General features: G+C 51.1%; 14 protein-coding genes and 1 pseudogene. 6 read left to right on the plus strand and 9 right to left on the minus strand.

What is annotated here, in order from left to right; translation table 11 throughout:
* Positions 1-28 precede the first annotated feature (28 nt).
* From H141_RS0101860 to H141_RS21985, 3 genes and pseudogenes are all read right to left on the minus strand, one after another.
* Positions 29-523 carry a hypothetical protein gene (locus tag H141_RS0101860; protein WP_157610676.1) on the minus strand — a complete coding sequence of 165 codons (495 nt, stop codon included), beginning with the start codon at positions 521-523 and terminating at the stop codon, positions 29-31.
* Positions 524-615: 92 nt separating this feature from the next.
* Positions 616-999, minus strand: coding sequence for a helix-turn-helix domain-containing protein (locus H141_RS21980; protein ID WP_276202883.1), 384 nt, complete (start codon positions 997-999; stop codon positions 616-618).
* Positions 1000-1056: 57 nt separating this feature from the next.
* A pseudogene (locus H141_RS21985) lies at positions 1057-1311 on the minus strand (DJ-1/PfpI family protein); the annotation flags it as partial.
* Positions 1312-1554: 243 nt separating this feature from the next.
* On the opposite strand from H141_RS21985, the gene H141_RS0101870 reads away from it, so the two are divergent.
* The 6 genes from H141_RS0101870 (at position 1555) to H141_RS0101895 (ending at position 8854) form a co-directional block, all read left to right on the plus strand.
* Positions 1555-2061, plus strand: coding sequence for a cytochrome b/b6 domain-containing protein (locus H141_RS0101870; protein WP_019674547.1), 507 nt, complete (start codon positions 1555-1557; stop codon positions 2059-2061).
* Positions 2062-2275: 214 nt separating this feature from the next.
* Entirely contained in the window at positions 2276-2980 is a 705-nt protein-coding gene (locus tag H141_RS19700) for an ABC transporter ATP-binding protein (RefSeq protein WP_019674548.1), read from the plus strand.
* A complete protein-coding gene (locus H141_RS0101880) occupies positions 2967-5492 on the plus strand; it encodes an ABC transporter permease (RefSeq protein WP_019674549.1) in 2526 nt (841 codons plus the stop codon). Before H141_RS19700 ends, H141_RS0101880 begins: the two co-directional genes overlap by 14 nt.
* 111 nt (positions 5493-5603) lie before the next feature.
* Positions 5604-6722 (plus strand): type 1 glutamine amidotransferase domain-containing protein, encoded by a 1119-nt coding sequence (locus tag H141_RS0101885; RefSeq protein WP_019674550.1) that lies wholly within the window; start codon positions 5604-5606, stop codon positions 6720-6722.
* Positions 6723-6761: 39 nt separating this feature from the next.
* Positions 6762-7457, plus strand: coding sequence for a response regulator transcription factor (locus tag H141_RS0101890; RefSeq protein WP_019674551.1), 696 nt, complete (start codon positions 6762-6764; stop codon positions 7455-7457).
* Positions 7454-8854 (plus strand): sensor histidine kinase, encoded by a 1401-nt coding sequence (locus H141_RS0101895; protein ID WP_019674552.1) that lies wholly within the window; start codon positions 7454-7456, stop codon positions 8852-8854. The genes H141_RS0101890 and H141_RS0101895 overlap by 4 nt, the downstream gene beginning before the upstream one ends.
* On the opposite strand, the gene H141_RS0101900 is transcribed toward H141_RS0101895, so the two are convergent.
* From H141_RS0101900 to H141_RS0101930, 6 genes are all read right to left on the minus strand, one after another.
* On the minus strand, positions 8832-9599 hold the full coding sequence (locus H141_RS0101900; protein WP_019674553.1) for a hypothetical protein: 768 nt from the start codon (positions 9597-9599) through the stop codon (positions 8832-8834). The two genes, H141_RS0101895 and H141_RS0101900, sit on opposite strands and share 23 nt — an antisense overlap.
* Positions 9600-9687: 88 nt before the next feature.
* Positions 9688-10551, minus strand: a complete 864-nt coding sequence (locus H141_RS0101905; RefSeq protein WP_019674554.1) for a DUF5694 domain-containing protein — start codon at positions 10549-10551, stop codon at positions 9688-9690.
* Positions 10552-10933: 382 nt separating this feature from the next.
* On the minus strand, positions 10934-11311 hold the full coding sequence (locus H141_RS0101915; protein ID WP_019674556.1) for a hypothetical protein: 378 nt from the start codon (positions 11309-11311) through the stop codon (positions 10934-10936).
* Between the two features lie 67 nt (positions 11312-11378).
* The gene (locus tag H141_RS0101920; protein ID WP_019674557.1) at positions 11379-14486 is read right to left on the minus strand and encodes an efflux RND transporter permease subunit; all 3108 of its coding nucleotides are present in this window, start codon (positions 14484-14486) and stop codon (positions 11379-11381) included.
* Between the two features lie 12 nt (positions 14487-14498).
* Positions 14499-15641: an efflux RND transporter periplasmic adaptor subunit gene (locus H141_RS0101925; RefSeq protein ID WP_019674558.1), complete on the minus strand. Its 1143-nt coding sequence runs from the start codon at positions 15639-15641 to the stop codon at positions 14499-14501.
* Positions 15638-16237, minus strand: a complete 600-nt coding sequence (locus H141_RS0101930) for a hypothetical protein (RefSeq protein ID WP_026349165.1) — start codon at positions 16235-16237, stop codon at positions 15638-15640. The genes H141_RS0101925 and H141_RS0101930 overlap by 4 nt, the downstream gene beginning before the upstream one ends.
* Positions 16238-16754 lie beyond the last annotated feature (517 nt).

Below are 16754 nucleotides of genomic sequence, written 5' to 3' on the forward strand. Positions count from 1 at the left end.
CCGTTACATCCATACAATACTGCACAAACTATGCTGGCGGGCTAACTTGATCAGCCTTAACAATAGTGATTCCCAAAACCTGATACAAATTAGCATGCTGATAATGTTTTGCCGGGTTAAATTCAAAATCCCATAATGCTTTACCCAGATCGAAGTGCCCGGCCACCGGCAGGGGCTCCATACCATCAATGTAGCGTTTAAAAAACAGCTGATAGTCCAGGCCGCTTGTGGCTTTTAGTACGGTGACGATATCTTCACTACGGTACAGCTTTTTATTGCGGGGATAATGCTGATATAGCATCCGCATTGCATCATTCAGGCTATATCGGTTAGCCGTTCTCGTGCGAATATCATGATCCAACACCATGGCAGCAACCCAGCCACCGTGATAAACCAGAAAGTAATTATCAAACTTTAACTTATTAGTGCTGCCCGCTTCGCGCATCGGCAAACTCATAGTGTAAGGTGATATCGCCCAGCGTGATGGTTTGCTTAACGACACTAGTGGCATTATCGCTGGCATGGTTGCTGCAAAAAACTAGCAGCATCAAGACGACCAGAATCCGAAACTTGTTGAACATAGTAAAACCTTTTTGCGTTAGGGTTATTGAGGCACTAACAAAAGCGCTGTTTGTACTGGCCTGGAGTGCAGCCAAAAGCGGTATTAAACAACCGGATCAAGCTGCGTGGGTCCTTGATACCCACTTCACTACAAATACGCTGCAGACTGTAACCGTCACACAGCAACAAGCTACGGGCTTTGTCCAGCCGCAGTTGCTGCAGATACTGTACCGGCGCCATGGCAAACCGCTCGCCAAATACCCGGCGAAACTGGCGCTCGCTCAGCGCCACTTGTTCAGCCATATCAGCTACCGTTAAGGGTTGAGTTAAATTAGCCAGCAGCCATTGTTGTAATTGGATAAAACGCTGCTCGCCACTGTGCTGAATTTTTAACGGACTGGCATATTGTGACTGATCGCCACTGCGACGCAGATACATCACCAGCTCCCGCGCGACCGCCTGAGCAATGGCTACGCCAAGATCTTGTTCAATCACCGCCAGACATAAATCGATACCCGCGGTCATGCCGCCGGACGAGTAAAACTTGCCCGATTTAACATAGAGCCCGGTGGCGTTTACCTGCACTTTGGGATATCGCGTCTGTAAATCGGCGGCAAAGCGCCAATGTGTTGCCAGCGGCAAACCGTCAACCAAACCACTGTGCGCCAGCAGATAGGCGCCGGTACAAATAGATAACACCTTTTCTGTGTCCATACTGCGCTGACGCAGCCAGTGCATAAAATCCTCGTCGTCAGCTAATTTTGGCTACTGTAGCAAACAAAACTCCGACCGAAATGACATTAAATTCACTTTTTCGGCTATTTTGAGGTTTACCCCTAACGGAAGGCCCATAGCCGAGGCCGCAGCAGCTTGCGGCTATTCAAGTCGCGACGTCAGACATTTTAGTTATCAGACCTTATTTAATTCACAATATGTTTACTTGCTGACCAAACGCCTTTAGCATGACGGTGTTTATACCCGGTTGGAATAATAATGAAATCTAAGTCGTATATTATCGATAGAGCGCTGCATTGGATATCAGCTTTATTGTTGCTTTTTATGCTGCTGAATTTATCGTCTCAGCTGCATAATGTGGACTGGGATATCAAAGGGCAACTCGAGCACAGGCAGGACGCCGTTGAACTTCATGCTGTTTTAGGCATTACTCTGCTGCTGTTCACCATTGCGCGTATCATTTTTCCGTACCTTAGCAAAACCAGTATTGAGCGCGTCACTCCTACCTCGAAAAAGCACTCGATATTTATCAAACTAACTCACCTTAGCCTTTACACCTGTATTTTTCTCTTGGCGGCGACAGGATTAGCGCTAATTAACAATTATCAAATCCCCCTTACCGTGTTTGGCATTGAGCTAAAACCAGACAAAGACGCTTTTTATCAGGTTTTTCCCGGAATTCATGATATCCATATGGTCCTTAAACAGTTAATTTGGTGGCTGATAGCTATTCATTTTTTTGGCATTATGTACGCCAAAAGATAAAACCATCATTTCGACTTCGTGTTAAAGAGCGCCAATTGAGATGAAGTTTAATTTTGTTCTGACCCTAATAATCCGAATAATCTGTGAGTGACGAAGAGCCAAGCTTGTGCAACAGCATGCAAAGCTGACCGCGGTAATGAGTTGTTTGTTTTCACATCTGTTTCACGCCATGGCCGTTACGCTTCGATGACTAAACCATTGAAGAGGTAACAGCATGTCGCTATCCGCTTTAAGTACCATAGCACTGACGAATGTCAGTCAAAGCTTTAGCCATCACGGCCATCAGGTGCAGTTGTTTCAGCAGCTGAGCCTGCGCATTGAACAAGGCCGGTCTTATGCCATTACCGGGCCGTCGGGCTCGGGTAAATCCAGTTTATTAATGCTGATGGCAGGGCTGGAGCCGCCAAGTGCCGGCCAGGTGGCTTACCTGCAGCAAGGGCGTAGCATGGCGCTGACGCAGCTGCGACAAGACATTGGCTTTGTGTTTCAGCAGTTTCATTTATTGCCGGAGCTGACCGCGCTGCACAATGTGGCCTTGCCGCTTAAATTACGCGGCGAAAAAAATGCCGAAGCCACGGCCAGCGACTGGCTGGAAAAAGTCGGCCTGGGCCATCGGCTTAACCATAAACCACAGCAACTCAGCGGCGGCGAGCAGCAGCGGGCCGCTATTGCCAGAGCCTTAGTATTTCAACCGAAGTTTATTTTTGCCGATGAGCCCACCGGCAATCTCGATAGCAAAAGTGCCGCCGACGTGGCCGATTTGCTATTTAGTTGCTGCCGGCAAAACGGTGCGGCGCTGGTAATAGTAACCCATAGCCCGCCACTGGCCGCCCGGGCACAGCAGGTGCTGGCCTTTGACAATGGCAACTGTGCCGTGCTGGCAAAGCCGCAGAGTGAGGTGCAAGATGCGTGCTACTGAGCAATTACGGCATAACCTGCAGCTGGCCTGGCATTTTTATCAGCAGCAAAAGCGGCACAGCAAAGAGCGCGTGCTGAGCTGGGTACAGGGCATTCTGCTACTGTTTATTGTTACGCTAAGCCAGACCAGCGCCAGCATTCAGGCTTACCTGGGCCAGAACTTAGCCAACCTGCTGGGCGCCGATTTAGTGCTAAGCCAACCGCTTGCGCTAACGGCCAGCCAATACACCGAACTCGCTTCGATGGCAGAGCAAATCGTGCTAAGCCAAAGTTTAACCACTACCCTGACCCAAAACGACCAATGGCAACGGGCAACGCTAAAAGCTGTAGCCGAAGATTACCCGCTACAAGGTGAACTGCGCAGTGCGGCATTCCCCGGCGGGCCTGACAGCGCCAGCAGCCAGGGCCCGGCGGTTGGTGAAATATGGCTTGATTCGCGCTTACTGGCCGCTTTGGGGCTGCGCATTGGCGAACAACTGCGTATTGGCGGCCAGCAGCTGAGTGTAACGCGCATTTTACTGCATGAGCCAGACCGGCTGATGGAGGGCCACACCGTGGAAATGCGCGCGCTGCTGCACCGCCAGGATCTGCAGCAGTTTCGTGCTGCCGACGATATTATTCAGCACCGCTATCTGGTTGGCGCCAATGCGCAGCAAATCGCTACTATCCGGCAGTGGCAAAAAACGCATTTGCCAGCGGCGCAGCTGCACCATAAGCACGGCGCCCACCCGCTTGCCTTGTTTTGGCAGCGTACCGAAAACTTTATTGGTTTAGCCTCGATATTATTATTTTTTATGGCCGCCATCGCCATGCAGCAGCTTAGCCGGGCGCAACTGCCGCAACAGCAGTTTTTCAGTGCGGTGTGTTTAAGCTTGGGTGCATCGAAACAAAGGGTGCTGCAAATTTCTGTGTTGAAGTGGCTGTTCGGCCTGCTGTTGCTATTACCGCCGGTACTGCTGCTGTCTGCGCTGTGTCACTACTTGGCGCTGCAATGGTTAAAGGCGCATGCCTTTGCCGGGCAAGAGCTGGCCGGCAGCTTCGCCACGTTAATCTGGCAGCCCGACATAGTGCTGGCGGCAAAAGCTGTGTTTGCCAGCGCGACGATTTTTTTTGTCTTCAACTTACCGTTGTGGCTGGCGCTGTGGCAATGCTCGGTGCGGCAGTTAATTCAGCAACAGCAGCGCAGCATCAGTACCGCCGTGCTGTTTGGCTGCGCCTTGCTGGTATTGGGAGGCGTGGCGGCACATTACTCAGATAATGGCCTGCTGACCAGCATGCTGCTCGGCTCGATGTTGGTAAGCATTGCGCTGCTGTTAGCGCTGAGCTGGCTGGCATTGTCGCTGGGCGAAAAGCTGAGCCAGCCGTTTTCCGGTTTGCTGCCGTTTGCGCTGTATATGATGAAGCAGCGCCTGCTGAGCAAAACTACACAGATTTTAGGCATAGGGCTGGCCGCTTTCTTATTGCTGTTTACCCTGATGCTGCTAAAAGATTTGGGCGACAATATGGCGGCCCATCAGCGGGCGCATGATGGCAACCTATTGGTAACGCAGGCAAGTGCAGCGCAAATGGCAGACATTGAGGTGTGGGCGGCGCAGCACAACATGACCATTCGCCAGCATAAGCCGTTTATCTACGCTCAACTTAGCCATATCAACGGCGGCCTGCTCTCTGACGTGATACAAAAACCCAGCGACAGTCTGGCAGCCTTTAACCGCCCGGTGCGGCTGCACTGGAGCGCAGATATGCTCGGCAATAACCGGCTGGTTAACGGCCAATGGTGGCACAGCGCAGCTGACAACTGGCAGCAGTTGTCGGTGGAGCAGGAAGTGATGACCGACCTTGGTCTGCAGCTGGGCGATAAGTTAGGGCTGGTGATTGCCGGGCACTATATTGAGTTTAGCATTGTGGCCTCGCATGCCTACCAAAACGGCGCCGGCGCTATTACCTTCTGGCTGCAAATGCCGCCTGCAGCGCTGGCACATATCAGCGCGCCGCATTACAGCATGGCCAGCCTGGAGCTGCAGCCACAGCAGTTCTCGTTACTTGGCCAGCTGTGGCAGCAACACCCGTCGCTACGCATGGTATCGCTGCAAGAGCTAACCCAGCGCTTTGACAGCAGCCTTGCCATGGTAACCCGGCTTATCAGCGGCTTTGCCGGCTTAATTATGCTGCTGGCAGCCATTGTGATGCTGTCTTCGGTGCATGCCGTTGAAGCCAAAGAGCAGAAAAAGAACAGCATTATTCTTAGTTTTGGCCTGTCAAAACGCACCTGCCTGCAGCTGAACTGCATCGAGTGGCTGGTAACCGGCGCTATTGCTGCCTGTGGCGCCATTGTTGCCACCTGGCTGGCCGGATTACTGATTTATCAGTCGCAGTTCTCCCTGAGTTACCAGCCTGATATGGGCTGGTTGCTGGGCACTCTGGCCGTTATTGTCACGCTGGTGACGGCATTGGGTATGTTGCTGAGTAAACACAATTTGTCCGGCTCGGTGCGCCAGCTGTTGGCGGAGTAAAACCCATGGCCAAAAAACAGCGCCGCCATTTTTCTCATTCATTTTTTCACATTCGTTTCACAACGGCTTTGCCATGCTGGCAGCGCAACCCTATTGTTAAGGAGCACTAAAATGAAACAACTTAAAATTTATATACTGATTGTCGCTACCCTGCTTTGCGCGCTGGCCACTCAAACAGCAATGGCAGCAGCGCCCGACAGCAAGCGTATTATTATGGTACTGAGTGGCTATGGCCAGCCAGAGCAACAAGCGCCGGGCTATGAGTTTGATGAATTTGCCAAAGCGTATTTAGTCTTTCAGGCGCATGGCATTAGCGTTGATATTGCCAGCCCGCAAGGCGGCACTGTAGAGGCCGATAAATACGATGCGGCCAAACCTTATAATCAACAGGTGCTGAACGACGCGGCGATTATGGCGAAGTTACACAATACCCATAGTACAGCGCAGCTAAAAGCCAGCGACTATAACGGCATTTTTATTGTTGGTGGCAAAGGCGCCATGTTTGATTTACCAAAAGATGCAGCCCTGCAGCAACTGATCGCCGCTATTTATCAGCAGCAGGGTTCAGTGGCCGCGGTATGTCATGGCCCTGCGGCACTGGTTAACGTTACATTGGCAGACGGCAGCTATCTGGTGGCCAATAAAGCGGTAAACGGCTTTACCAACGAAGAGGAGCGCTTATTTGGTAAAAAGTGGTTGGCCAAATTTGATTTTATGCTGCAAGACAAGCTGACTGAGCGCGGCGGCCGCTTTGAGCACAGCCCAATGATGCTAAGCCATGTGGCCGTGGATAACCGGCTGATCACCGGACAAAACCCGGCCTCGACGGTAGCGACTGCCAACGCGCTGCTGCAATCGCTGGGCATTACCCCACAGCCGATGGCGCCGCACAAAGATGATGCCACCCTGGCGCTGGTGGCTGAGCTTTTAAACGGCAACATTACGGCAGCGCAGCTGTTAGCGGCCGATGCCGCGCAGTATCAACTTGAATTGCTCGGCATGTACGGGTATTACTACGTTAATACTGCCAAAGCCACACAAGCATGGCAGCATGCGCTAACGCTGATGCAAGCGGGCCAAAGCGCCATTAACAACCCGTCGCTGGACATGACTATTGCACAAACTCAGCTTAAACTGGGCGACATAGCCGCAGCACGGGCCACCCTGCAGCAGATCTTGGCCGCTAAGCCCGATTTTGCCGCAGCAACAGCGCTGTTAGCGACTTTGTAGCTTTAAACTTTATTGATTTAGACCCGAATGGATTGAGTGATGAACAAGCCCGCTGCCCTGCAGGTACTGCTGATTGAAGATGAGCTGAGTATTGCGAAAAACATTGCCGGCTATATGGAGCAAAAAGGCCATATCTTTGATTTTGCCAGCAATGGCAAACAGGGGCTGGCGTTGGCACTGCAACAGCATTACGACCTGATCATTTTAGATCTGAACCTGCCGGGTATGGACGGCCTGCAGTTATGCACAGCGCTGCGGCAACAGGCCGACCGCCATATTCCGCTACTGATGCTCACCGCCCGCGACAGCATCGATGACAAGCTGGCTGGTTTTCATGTTGGCACCGACGATTATCTGACCAAACCGTTTGCGTTACAGGAGCTGGAAGTGCGTTGCCTGGCGTTGTCGCGCCGTCATCTGTTGCAACAGCAGCACACGATAACTCTGGGGCCGTTAGTGCTGGATAAACAGCGCAGAATAGCCAAACGCGATGGCCAGCAGCTGGCACTCAATGCCATGGGTTATAACATTCTGTTGCGCCTGGCCGAGGCTTATCCGCAAGTGGTCAGCCGCAGCGAACTAAGCCAGCATTTGTGGCGTGATGAGCCGACAGAGTCTGACGCGCTGCGCTCGCATATTTATCAGTTACGCACAGTGCTGGATAAGCCTTTTGCTTATCCGCTGTTAAAAACCGTATTTGGCGTCGGTTTTACGCTGGAGATAGCCGCAGCATGAGCGCAAAAACCGCCAACAACAGCACCAAATTTCACAGTTTAAGCCGGCGTATCGTCGTGCAGTTCTGTGTTTTCACTCTGGTTATTTCTGCCGTTTACAGCCTTATTTCTTTTATCCTGATGTATACGCTGGAAGACAGTTTTATTGAACAGCAGTTGCAGCAGGAAGCGGCCTACCTTAGTACGCAATATCAGCAAACTAGTAGCTGGCCCGCGCCAAGAAGCCACTCAATGCAACTGCACTTTAACCGCGACACCCTGCCCGATGAAATACGCTACAAAGCACTGGCAGAGCCAGAGCGCAAAGAGTTTTTCGGCCAGCAGGGCTTGCATTATCATTTGTACACGGTGATTGCTCAGCCAGAGGTGTTGCTGCTGGCCGAAGTGAGCCAGCAGTTACTGGTGCGGCCTATTAGTGGTGGTGTGTTGCAATTTTTGTTTAGCAGCGCGCTACTTGTCAGCAGCATTGCCTGCCTTATCGCCTGGTTTGTCAGCCGCCGCACCACCCGGCCGCTGAAACAACTGGCAGCACTGGTCGATAGCGTTGCTCCACAGCAGTTGCCGCAGCAATTTTCCCACCAATTTGCCAACCAATTCGCTAATGACGAAGTGGGCATTTTAGCCCGCACACTGAAGCAGAGCCTGAGCGGTATCGCCCGCGCGCTTGAGCGCGAAAAAAGCTTTACCGCCGATGTAAGCCACGAGCTGCGCACCCCGCTGGCCGTAATTAAAAACGCGGTGGAGCTATGGCAAAGCCAACAAACCGGCTATCAACAAACTACTCAGCAACACACTGCTCACACACGAACAGAACCTGACGCCGATCAGCTGCTAATAACGCGCATATACGATGCTGCGGTACAAATGGAAAAAACCGTACAAACCTTGCTTATTCAGGCCAGACAAGAGCATGCCGCCGACAAAAATAGCCGCACTGATTTGATGCCGCTGCTCGAACGGGCAATTTTAGATAACAGCATGCTACTGCAAGGTAAGCCAGTGACAGTGCAGCTGTGTGACAGTTGCCAGGTTAACATTAATGCCAATGCCGATATGCTAAAAGTGCTGCTGGATAATTTGCTGAGTAATGCCTTTAAATACACTGAAGCCGGTGAGGTAAGCATTGCCTTTAGTGATAACTGCCTGCAGATCCGCGACACCGGCCCGGGCATAGCGGCCGATATTTACCCGCATATTACCGAGGCTGGGGTAAAAGGCCGGCACAGTACCGGCTTTGGTTTTGGCTTAGCCATCGTCAAACGATTGTGCGAGCATCAGGGCTGGCAGATGAGCGTCAGCAGCGGTGGTCGTTTCGATCAGGGCAGCAGCGACCACGGTAACTGCAGCCCCGTTAGAATAAGTACGGGTACCATGGTCAGTGTCGGGTTTGGTCCGTAAGGCCGACATAGCGATAATCAGAGAAGGTGTCGGTCGAAACTTCATCAATTTGCGTAAAAAAGGCAAAGGTGCCCTTCATCCTCATCTGCTGCTGTAGTGGCAGTATTGCGCTGTCGATTTTAGTAAAGCGTAACGTCAGGTTAAACTCGCGGATATTGGCACTAAACAGCGGCGAAAAGCGTGCCGTATTGCTAATCTCAATGCTGTCAATATAGTGCTGTGCTTTATCAAAACGCAGCGAGCCTTGCAGTTTTTTACTTACATCATCACCCAGCTGGCTAAGATACACCCCAAAACTGGCCTGCAGATACTGCGGGCTGTCAAACGTCAGTTGCAAGCTATCCAGTTGAATAAGCTCACTTAACTTCACAGAAAAACTCTGTTGCCCGGCGTCTTTGGCCTGCTGTTGTTTTGCCGAGGCAAACTTTCGCTGCTGTTTTTTATCCGGTGCGCGGCCATTAATGCTCAGCAACTGCCATTGTTCGGCAGGCACTTTTGTCGGCTCAAACTGCTCGATACTGCTGCTGATATCGCCCTCTTCGTTTTCATAACGGCTGATGCGATATGCCCAATCCCGCCGCGATCGTTGCTCAAACTTTCTGATAGCTTCGGCAATAGCGTTTTGCCAATCTGCCGCTGCTGTGGGTAACACATCAATCGCTGCATGCCCTGTGCCACTGATATCTGCTGCCTGTAGCTGCACCGCGAAGCCAATGCAAAGCAAACCATAATATTTTCCAGCCATAAGGTACCTTTTTCGTTAACCAAATTGGCACTCAGCATAATGGCAAGCTTGTGAAACCGGCGTGAAATCAACACAGCGGCTTTTAGCGTTACCTGGGCGTTAAATAATCCAGCGTATTGACCATGTCGAATTTGGGGCTGCGGCGCATAAACTCTCTTAGCATAGCGGTATGGGCAGAGCCCATCAAAATCAGCACCCGATCATGTTTGTTCATCGGAATGCGGTTTAAATTGGTATAAATTTTCATATTGCGCAGATAAAACTGCGCCGCTTGCTCTGCCCCTTCAAAGCCATCGCCAATGCCGACGTAAAACAGTTTATCGGCATTGGTATTAAGTGAGTGATCCAGCATTAACGGATGATTGGTTAATTGTAACTGCTGCAGCAACGAGAGCTGCTCAAAGTGCTGATTAAGCTCAGCTAACCCGGGGTAATGTAAAAAAGGCTGATGGGTTAATTGCAGGTAAGTTTGTCGGTCAACGGCGTTTTCCAGCTCAGGGCTACGCTCGATAAAATCACCCAGGCTGTAGTTGTAGCCCAGATGGTGGTCGATGCCGTAAACTTTTTCCAAGCCACTTAACCTGGCAACATCAAAACCCAGCATACTCAGCTCACCATAGCGGGTATCTAAACGCGAAGGGGCGTCTAAAAATGCCTGATAGGCCTGATTGATGCGCGCTATATCCTCCGGTAAAAACTCCAGGCAAACGATAGTAGGTTTAAATCGGGCAATTGACTTTGCAATGTCTCTGACCGCTTGCTGGTTAGCCAGGCTGTGTTCGTCAAAATCAACGCTGTTGGCGTCACTGGTCGCACCAAAGTGAAAACTGCCTAGATTCAATACCTTAATTTTTTCGGCATTAACAGGCTCCGACTCAGCCAGTAAAACTGTGTCCGTTGCCGTGCTACAGCCAACAAGCCACAGCATCAGTATAAATAGGATAGTTTTCATTGATATAGGCCAGATGCTGAAATTAGCATCAGCATAGCCAACATCAGCCGGTGCAGCAATCTTTAAGCGGTTGTCCAGGCTTGTGCGTTAAACTCAACCCCTTTGCCCTGCAAGTCTTAATAATCGCGCCAAAAATCGTTGGTGTGCAAAAACAAAAATACCCGGCCACCGGTTTATAAAGCTGGCGATGACAACCGCCAAATATGCTGTGGCAGCTGCCAATAACTGATTTCCTCAGCTGCGCTCAGGCATTAATGCCTGGCGCTGCTTAGCATTCAATAATACGCTAACTAAAAAGCTCAGTGAGCGGCCATTTAGTCTAAAAGGCCGAGCAGTTAGCATGGCTTTGCCAGTGATCTAATATTTACGTCGATTTGTTGCCTTAAAAACTATAGCGCACTGTCATTACTTGCTGACTTTTATCCGTCAGGGTAACCACTACTTTAGCGCCATCCGGAATTTGCACATCTGACGCTACAAGTTTGCCTGTCCCGGCAGCAGTCAATCTGACTTCAGATTTTTTGCCGCCAGCCAATACCATGATCTGGCCAGTTATATCCGTTGTCGCAACTGGCTCACCGTGATCATCAAGGTACAAGCTGACGCTGTCTGATTCACGCACCAGCTCAAAGTTAAGATCGTATTTGCTATGCACCACACCACCATGCTGCGGCTTAGCGGCGCTATGGCTAAGTGCCTGAGGAGACAACAACGCCATGGCGCCAACCATTAGCAATACCATTACTAACTGTTTTTTCATAACTTATCTCTCTGTTTATCAATGACAAACTTGCTACAGGCGTTGTCAACATACCTCAATATAAACCTTACATTACTTCGTCAGAGTCCTGTTGCAGCCACTCATTGGTCGGCTTTTCACCAAACAACCAATACAACAATGGTGTCAACAAGGTATCCAGTAGCGTTGAGCTAAGCAGCCCGGCAAAAATCACTACCGCTACCGGGTGTAAAATCTCTTTTCCCGGCTGATCAGCAGCCCACAGTAACGGCACCAGCGCAAAAGCCGTCACCATCGAAGTCATTAACACCGGCGCTAAACGCTCCTGGGCGCCGCGAACCACTAATGCCGGACTAAATACTTCAGCTTCATGCCGGCACAAATTCAGATAATGACTGATTTTTAAAATACCATTGCGCGCTGCAATACCGGTAAGAGTAATAAAGCCAACCACCGAGGCTACCGACAGCGGGGTATCAGTCAGCCACATGGCCACTAAAGCACCGGTCAGGGCCATCGGTAAACTACACATGATAATGCCGGCGAAAATCAGCGACTGATAACGGACATACAGCACCAGAAAAATCAGGCTGAACGACAACACAGACAACAACACTAATAACTGCATAGCTTGCTCTTGCGCCAGAAACTGACCTTCAATGCTGACAAAACTGTCTTGTGGCAGCCCGGTATTGTTTACTATGCCTCGCACTGCGGCCAGTAACTCACTGACATCCGCATTCTCGCTGTTAGCATAGATAACGATCCGCCGCTGGCCGTTTTCCCGGTTAACCTGATTTGGGCCATCCAGCATCTCTATATGCGCTATGGCCGACACCGGTATAGTGCCGGCTGGCGTATTTAATAACACCTTTGCCAGCTCATCAGGCGTGCGCCGCAGCTCTGGTAAACGTAAGATCAGCTCATATCTTTTAACGCCATCAATAATGTCGGTGATATGCGCGCCGTCTGTCAACATTGCCAGTTGTCGCAGTGCTTCGCCGGGTGTCAGGCCATATTGCGCCAATTTAGCCTGATCCAGCCGCACGGTCAGTTGCGGGATTAACACCTGCTTTTCCACCGTCACGTCTACCAGCCCCGGCACCTGAACCAATTGCTGTCGCAACTGCTCAGCACTTATTCGCAGGCTATCCAAATCATCGCCAAACACTTTAACCGCCAATTGCGCCCGTACCCCGGACAATAAATGGTCCAGCCGGTGCGAAATAGGCTGGCCAATAGCTACCTGGGCCGGCAGAACTGACAGTTTTTGCCGGATTTCGGCCAGTACCTCCTCGCGGGAGCGAGCTGATGCTATTAAATCAACGTCAATTTCAGAAGAATGTACCCCTTCCGCATGTTCATCCAGTTCCGCCCGCCCAGTGCGCCGCCCCACCTGATGTACTTCTGGTACTGTTAATAATAACGACTCAGCCAGCTGTCCCATCTGGTTGGCTTGCCCCAATGAGGTACCGGGTTGAAACAGCACGCCCAGTACTAAAGAGCCCTCATTAAATGCCGGTAAAAAGGCCCTTGGCAACGCCACTACAGTAACAGCTATGATCAACATTAGCGCCGTTGCTGCAGCAATCAGCCACTTTGCTTTTGGTAAGGCCCAGCTAAGCCAACGCTGCTGCGCCTGTTTCAGAATTTTAAGTAAGGCACTGTCACCCTGCTGTAATTGCTTCATTTTCGGCAGTAAGTAGTAGCACAGCACTGGTGTCAGGGTCATTGATACCAGTAAAGACGCCAGAATAGCGACAATGTAGGCGATACCCAGCGGTGAAAACAACCGACCTTCAATGCCCGGCAAGGCAAACAGCGGCAGAAACACCAGAATAACAATAGCGGTGGCGTACACTATACCTGAGCGTACCTCGACACTGGCGCGCCAGATCACCTGCAATACCGGCTGAGGTGAGCTACTTTGTACATTTTGCTTTAAGCGGCGCAGAATGTTTTCTACATCCACCACCGAGTCATCCACCAGTTCACCAATAGCAATGGCTAAGCCGCCCAGGGTCATCACGTTAATGGATAACCCCAACCACTGAAATACCAGCATCGTTACCGCTAACGAGAGAGGTATCGCCAGTAACGAAATCAGGGTAGTACGCACCGATAACAGAAAAATAAACAAAATAAGCACCACCATGATGGTGCCGTCGCGCAGCGCTTCAGTAACATTAGCAACAGATGCAGTAATAAAGTCTGCCTGACGGAACAACACCTGTGGTGCGGCTAAGCCCGCTGGCAGCGCCGCACTCATTTCATCCAGAGCCTGCTCGACCGCTGCGGTCAGCTGCACTGTATCGGCACCGGGTTGCTTTTGGACATTAACAATCACCGCCGGCATCGCATTAAAACCACCATCGCCGCGCTTAACCGCAGCGCCGTAGTTAACATCCGCCAGCTGCGCCAGTTTTACCGGCACCCCATCATGCCAGCTGATTGCAAGCTGACGCAGATCTTCCAGGCTTTGGGTTCGGCCAAGATGGCGGATCAAATATTCCCGGTTACCCAGGTCGACAAAACCACCGCCTTTATTGGCAGCAAAATCAGTCAATGCCTGTTGCAATTGCTCCAGGCTTACCCCCAGCTGGCGCAATTTCAGGGTATCCGGCTCGACCCGCAGCTGGCGTACTTCACCACCAATGGCAATAACCTGGGAAACGCCGGCCAGGGCCAGCAAACGAGGCCTTAACACAAAATCGGCATACTCTCTGGCCTGCATCGGGGTAGCCCCACCTTCGGCAGACAAGGGCAGCGCCAACAACATAATCTCCCCCATAATAGAGGAAACAGGCCCCATCGTTGGCACCACAGCCGGCGGCAGTTGCGCACTGGCCAGATTAAGCCGTTCAGCCACCAGCTGGCGATTGCGATAAATGTCGGTACCCCAGTCAAATTCAACATATAAAATGGATAAACCAATACCAGAAGTCGACCGAATGCGGGTTACGCCGGTAACACCGTTTAACATGTTTTCCAGCGGGAAGGTGATCAGTTGCTCCACCTCTTCCGGCGCCATGCCGCCGGTTTCGGTAAGAACGGTAATAACCGGTTTGTTTAAATCCGGAAACACATCAACCGGCAGCCGGGGCGCTTGCCAGAGGCCATAGCACAGCATCATCAGCGCAGTGGCAATAACAAAAATACGATGCCGTAAACTGGCACGAACCAACGCAGTAAACATAACGATGGCTCCCTAACGCACTTGATTAAGTAAGGACGCGCCATGCACAACCACGCGATTATCTGCCCCTAAGCCCTGCACTATCAGCACATGTTCCGGGTCCAGCACTTTATATTGCACCTGCTGTGGTAAAAAACGCTCTGCCGACAGTTTTATCCACACCACCGCCAGATTAGCGCTATTTCGCACCACTGCCTGCGCGGGTAATACAATGCCCTGCTGTTGTTGCTTTAGCCTGGCTCGCAACCGCACAGGTTGTTCGAGAATAAGCGGCGTGCTGGCCGCCGTGCTTAGCAATGCCGGCTCAAAATACAGCGGGATCTGGCCTTGTTTTAACCGCGCACCATGGCCGGTATAAAGCAGGCTGATTTCAGGTGCATGCTCAACAACAGCAGTATCAATATCTGCCAATAAACGGGGATTAGCTGTTGCTGCTTCAATCATCAGTTGTGCCGGGTCAATTATTTCAAACAAGGTGGTGCCGGCCTGCAGCCACTGGCCGCGACTGATATTTTCGCTGTGGATAATACCTGACATCGGTGCCAGCAATACCTCGGGCTTTTCCAACCCCTGCTGCAGCAATTGCTCTTGCTGCTGTATGCGTTGCAATTGGGTTTGCAACTGTTCCAGTTGCTGTGTAGGCGCCAGATCGCCCAGTGCTTCAAGCCGGCGGATATCCCTTAGCACTTGCTCAGCTTCACTGCGCAGGGCAATTAGTTCACTCTGTTGGCTGGCAAGTTCATACGCCGTGTCCTGATAACGGATATACCCCAGCACGTCACCTGCCTGCACCCGCTGGCCTGAAACCGGTAAACCGTTAGGCCCGCTATCCAGCCTGCCGTCACTGCTTGGTTGTACCACAGCTCTACCAGACGGATGATGCCGCACTACAGCGTCCAGTTGCATATACTCGGCTGTGATGCTGCTTTGCGCCAATTGGGTTAAAATGCCAAGCTGACGCTGGGTTGCCATTGGCATTTGCACTGAGCCATCGGCCTGGCGGCCCACACTATCGCCCTGGGCTGGGGCTGCCTCGGTTAAATGCTCACCATCCGGCCCATGGGCGCCGGGAGCGGCAACTGCCAGTAAGCTGCTACCCAGCGTTAAGCCGCCAAATATTAATGCGCTTGTTAACGTGACTGTTATTTTGTTCATTTGCCAGCTCCGCGACGACCAACCAACATACCGGCGCCAAATAGCAGCAGGCCTGGCAGAAGCAGGCTCCACCAGGGAAAGTGGCCATGATGATGATCTTCTGAACCGTGGTCATCATTGGTTACAGCAGAGAAATCCAGGCTGGCGGTCAGCAAATCAGCATTATCGCTGCTTATGATGGTCAGAATAATTTCATGAAGGCCGGGTTGCTGCAAACCAGCCAGCAGCGCGGGGTCATCAATCACATAGTGATTTTTATCAGCAATGAAGTTCGCTGTGCTGCTCAGATTGGCAGTTTCAAGTTCTATTTGCGCATTAGCCAGTGGGCGATTGCTCTGATAATCATGCAGATGCAACACCAACGCATCCGGCTGCAATTCACCCACCAGTTCAAATACGTCGCTAAAGGCTTCAAAGCGTGGCAGCAGCGATAACGGTTGGCTGGTCTCGGTGGTCAGATGCTCACCATCCGGGCCATGTGCACCGGGCGCGGCATGCAACAGTGGCACATTTAAGGTAAAACCAATAATCAGGTACGGTATCAGCGCACGAATAAATAGCGCCATGCTAAATGGCTTACGGCAAAGCATTGTCATATAAATTCCAGAGTGTGAAGCACAACCAACAAGTCCCGATACAAAAATAGCGGGCTTAACATGTTATGGATGGTATTCTCAGGCTCTGGGCGGAGGTGTAACGCGCTGTAAATAGGGCTCGGGTAAACACTGCAAACAGCTATTATCGGGCATCGTTTGCACCAGGCTGTTTTTTAGTATGCTATGTTGTAATAAAGCAGCTATAGCGCCATTAATATCACACGCCACGTGGTGTCGGGCTTCAGCTGAAAACCCCAACTCGATTTGTTCAGGATCTTCAGCATCATGGGTATGCGCCTCTCCCAAAAAGTGCAAAGCAGCATGAGAGTATGATTCAGTAGCGTGTGTTTTATCTGGATGCAACAATGCGCTCAGCGATTGAAAGCTGAGAGTAAAAACAATCAGAAGCAATAAAACGTTACGGTACATACTGACCTTCTAACCAGATTAGATAAATACCTTACCACGAAATAATAGCCGCTATCAGTCATTTTCTGCTGAAAACTTAAAATGTCAT

It is taken from the genome of Arsukibacterium perlucidum DSM 18276 (assembly GCF_000382165.1).
Taxonomy (GTDB): Bacteria; Pseudomonadota; Gammaproteobacteria; order Enterobacterales; family Alteromonadaceae; genus Alishewanella; species Alishewanella perlucidum.

What these genes read in the sequence shown, in the direction of transcription:
- H141_RS0101890 (WP_019674551.1), top strand. Translation starts at nt 6,762, where the DNA reads ATGAACAAGCCCGCTGCCCTGCAGGTACTGCTGATTGAAGATGAGCTG.
- H141_RS0101900 (WP_019674553.1), bottom strand. Translation starts at nt 9,599, where the DNA reads ATGGCTGGAAAATATTATGGTTTGCTTTGCATTGGCTTCGCGGTGCAG.
- H141_RS0101885 (WP_019674550.1), top strand. Translation starts at nt 5,604, where the DNA reads ATGAAACAACTTAAAATTTATATACTGATTGTCGCTACCCTGCTTTGC.
- H141_RS19700 (WP_019674548.1), top strand. Translation starts at nt 2,276, where the DNA reads ATGTCGCTATCCGCTTTAAGTACCATAGCACTGACGAATGTCAGTCAA.
- H141_RS0101925 (WP_019674558.1), bottom strand. Translation starts at nt 15,641, where the DNA reads ATGAACAAAATAACAGTCACGTTAACAAGCGCATTAATATTTGGCGGC.
- H141_RS0101930 (WP_026349165.1), bottom strand. Translation starts at nt 16,237, where the DNA reads ATGACAATGCTTTGCCGTAAGCCATTTAGCATGGCGCTATTTATTCGT.
- H141_RS0101905 (WP_019674554.1), bottom strand. Translation starts at nt 10,551, where the DNA reads ATGAAAACTATCCTATTTATACTGATGCTGTGGCTTGTTGGCTGTAGC.
- H141_RS0101870 (WP_019674547.1), top strand. Translation starts at nt 1,555, where the DNA reads ATGAAATCTAAGTCGTATATTATCGATAGAGCGCTGCATTGGATATCA.
- H141_RS21980 (WP_276202883.1), bottom strand. Translation starts at nt 999, where the DNA reads ATGTATCTGCGTCGCAGTGGCGATCAGTCACAATATGCCAGTCCGTTA.
- H141_RS0101915 (WP_019674556.1), bottom strand. Translation starts at nt 11,311, where the DNA reads ATGAAAAAACAGTTAGTAATGGTATTGCTAATGGTTGGCGCCATGGCG.
- H141_RS0101880 (WP_019674549.1), top strand. Translation starts at nt 2,967, where the DNA reads ATGCGTGCTACTGAGCAATTACGGCATAACCTGCAGCTGGCCTGGCAT.
- H141_RS0101920 (WP_019674557.1), bottom strand. Translation starts at nt 14,486, where the DNA reads ATGTTTACTGCGTTGGTTCGTGCCAGTTTACGGCATCGTATTTTTGTT.
- H141_RS0101895 (WP_019674552.1), top strand. Translation starts at nt 7,454, where the DNA reads ATGAGCGCAAAAACCGCCAACAACAGCACCAAATTTCACAGTTTAAGC.
- H141_RS0101860 (WP_157610676.1), bottom strand. Translation starts at nt 523, where the DNA reads ATGCCAGCGATAATGCCACTAGTGTCGTTAAGCAAACCATCACGCTGG.